The sequence below is a fragment of the Ornithinibacter sp. genome (assembly GCF_035443565.1).
In the GTDB taxonomy this organism is placed as follows: Bacteria; Actinomycetota; Actinomycetes; order Actinomycetales; family Dermatophilaceae; genus Fodinibacter.
In genome coordinates, this window is record NZ_DAORSO010000008.1 from 42,617 (window position 1) to 45,798 (window position 3,182).

A 3,182-nucleotide genomic window follows, 5' to 3' on the forward strand; every position below is an offset into this window, starting at 1 on the left:
ACCGCACCGATCGACACCGCACCGATCGACACCGCACCGATCGACACCGCACCGATCGACACCGCACCGAGCACGCAGCATCCGATGAACCATCTCGAGGAGCCCCCGATGAGCCACGCCGCGACCACCCTGGACCTCCTCGACCGGTCCCGAGAGTCCCTGACCAGCGGGTACGCCGCCTCGGCGGCATCGGCGCGCTACCTCGCCGCCTCGCTCGCGGCCCTGCGCGCCGGGGCGGCGATCGTCGCAGCCCGGGCGGCGACCCACCCCGGTGCCGGTTTGGCCGCTCGCGGCAACGGACCCCACGACGTGTGGGCGCTCACCGCCCGGGTCGCCCCGGAGCTCACCGAGTGGGCCCAGCGCTTCGCGGCGTCCACGGGGCAGCGGGTCGGGGTCGAGACCGGGCTCGTGCGGGTCAGCGCCCGCGAGGCCGACGACCTGCTGCGGGACGCCGAGACCTTCGTCGACCTCGCGGCCCGTCGCCTCGGGGTGCCCGGGGTGCAGCGCCCGCAGCGGCTCGTGCCCGTGCGCTCGGCCTGAGTGCGTCGTGGACGGGTTCGCCCACCTCCACGTCGCCTCGGGGTTCTCGATGCGCTACGGCGCCTCGATGCCCGAGGAGCTCGTCGAGCGCGCCGTCGCCCACGGCCAGGGTGCGCTGGCCCTCACCGACCGTGACGGGCTCTACGGCGCGGTGCAGTTCGCCACGGCGTGCGGGCGGGCCGGCATCGACCCGGTCCTCGGGGTCGACCTCGCCGTCGACGTGGGCACCGGTGGTTCGGTTGGAGGCTCCAGTTCGGGCGGCGGCGTCACGGCTGGCCGTTCCACCTGGGACGGCAGTGCGAGACCGGATGCCGTGAGTCACCCCCAGCGCCCGCGCACCCCCGTGCGGGGTGGGGCCATCGTCGACCCCCGCCGCCCACGGGTGAGCGTGCTCGCCCGCGGCCAGGTCGCCGGGGTGGCGCCCGGTGCGGGGTGGGCTGCCCTGTGCCGGCTCGTCACGCAGACCCACCTGCGCGGCGAGCGGGGGGTCCCGGTGACCACTCGTGATCTGCTGGCCACCTGGGCTCACGACGTCGGGGAGGCAGGTGGGCCGAGTCGGCTGCTCGTGCTGCTCGGCCCCGACTCCGACGTCGGGCGGGCAGCCCTCGCGGGTCGCCGAGACCGCGCCCGGCACCTGCTCGCGGCCTGGCAGACGGTGCTGCCCCGTGACGGTCTCGCCGTCGAGGTGGTGCTGCACGGTGGTCCGGAAGGAACCTCCGGATGCCGGTCGCACGCTGCCAGGTTGCTCTCCCTCGCCGACGCGGCCGGCATCCCCGCCGTCCTCACCGCCGCGGTGCGCCACGTCGACCCCGACCAGGTGCGCACCGTCGACCTGCTCGACGCCGCCCGCCGCCTCGTCGTCCTCGACTCGCGCCACCTCGACCGGGTCACCGACTCCGGGCACCTCGCGAGCACCGCGCAGATGCGCGCCAACGCCCTCGAGGTCACCGGGGGAGACCGCTCCCGTGCCGATCGCCTCGTCGCGATGACCGCCCTCGTCGCGGCCGAGTGCACCCAGCAGGCCCGGCCCGACCTCGGCATCGGGGCGGTGCACCTGCCCGAGGCGCAGGTGCTCGGCCTCAGCGCCGCCGACGACCCCATGGCGGTGCTCGCGCAGCGCTGTCGCGACGGGGTCGCCCGCCGCTACCCGGGGGCCGGGGAGGCCGAGCGACAGGTGGTGCTCGACCGGCTCGACGAGGAACTGGCCGTCATCGAGACCCTGGGCTACCCCACGTACTTCCTCACCGTCGCCGAGGTCACCGACCTCATCCGGGCCCGCGGGGTGCGGGTGGCCGCCCGCGGCTCGGGCGCCGGCAGCCTGGTCAACCACCTCCTGGGCATCAGCGGGGTCGACCCGATCCGCCACCGGCTGCTCATGGAGCGGTTCTGCTCCCCGCTGCGCGCCGAACTGCCCGACATCGACGTCGACGTCGAGTCGGCCCGGCGCACCGAGATCTACGAGGCCGTGCTCACCCGGTTCGGCGGTGAGCGGGTGACGTGTGTGTCGATGATGGACACCTACAAGGTGCGCCACGCCGTGCGCGACGTCGGCGCCGCGCTCGGGCTGCCCCCCACCGAGGTCGACGAGATCGCCAAGGCGTTCCCGCACATCCGCGCCAAGGACGCCCGCCACGCCATCGCCGACCTGCCCGAACTGCGCAGCCGCGGCCTCGACAGCCCTCGCATGGCGGCCTTCTTCGACCTCGTCGAGGCCCTCGACGGTCTCCCGCGCCACATCGCGCTGCACCCCTGCGGCATCGTGCTGTCCAACTCGGGCCTGCTCGACCGCACCCCGGTCGAGGCGAGCTGGCTGGGGTTCCCGATGAGCCAGTTCGACAAGGACGACGTCGAGACCCTGGGCTTCCTCAAGCTCGACGTGCTCGGCATCCGCATGCAGTCGGCGATGGCCCACGCGGTCGCCGAGGTCGAGCGGGTGAGCGGGGAGCACATCGACCTCGACGACGAGGAGCAGGTGCCCCACGAGGACCCAGCCACCTACGAGCTGATCCGCACCACCCGCACCCTGGGGATGTTCCAGATCGAGAGCCCGGGGCAGCGCGAGCTCATCGGCAAGCTCGGGCCGCGCCGGTTCGACGACCTCATCGTCGACATCTCGCTGTTCCGGCCGGGCCCGGTCAAGTCCGACATGATCACCCCGTTCCTCAACAGCCGCCACGGGTGGAGCACGCGCCGGTTCATCCACCCCAGCCTGATCCCGGCGCTGGAGGAGACCGAGGGCGTCGTCGTCTTCCACGAGCAGGTGCTGGTCATCGTCGCCGAGACGACCGGGGTGAGCCTGGCCCAGGCCGACGAGGTGCGCCGCAGCATGGGCACCCCGCAGGGCCAGGTCGACGTCGAGGCGTGGTGGCGCCCCGCGGCCGCCGCCCGGGGCTACACCGCTGAGGACCGCGACCGCATCTGGGAGGTGCTGAAGTCGTTCGCGAGCTTCGGGTTCTGCAAGGCCCACGCCGCGGCCTTCGCCCTGCCGACCTTCCACTCGGCGTGGCTGAAGACCCACCACCCGGCGGCCTTCCTCGCCGGCATCCTCACCCACGACCCCGGCATGTACCCCAAGCGGCTGCTGCTCGACGACGCCCGATCCTTCGGCATCCCGATCCTCGGCCTCGACGTCAACGCCTCCA

At 73.8% G+C, this 3,182-nt stretch carries 2 protein-coding genes; both read left to right on the top strand.

Annotation, left to right across the window (positions count from 1 at the left end):
• Positions 1–540 (top strand): SAV_6107 family HEPN domain-containing protein (locus PLL68_RS02335; RefSeq protein ID WP_324531279.1); only part of this gene is annotated, 540 nt, incomplete at its 5' end.
• Positions 541–589: 49 nt separating this feature from the next.
• Positions 590–3,182: DNA polymerase III subunit alpha (dnaE, locus tag PLL68_RS02340; protein WP_324531288.1), on the top strand; the 2,593-nt coding region annotated here is incomplete at its 3' end.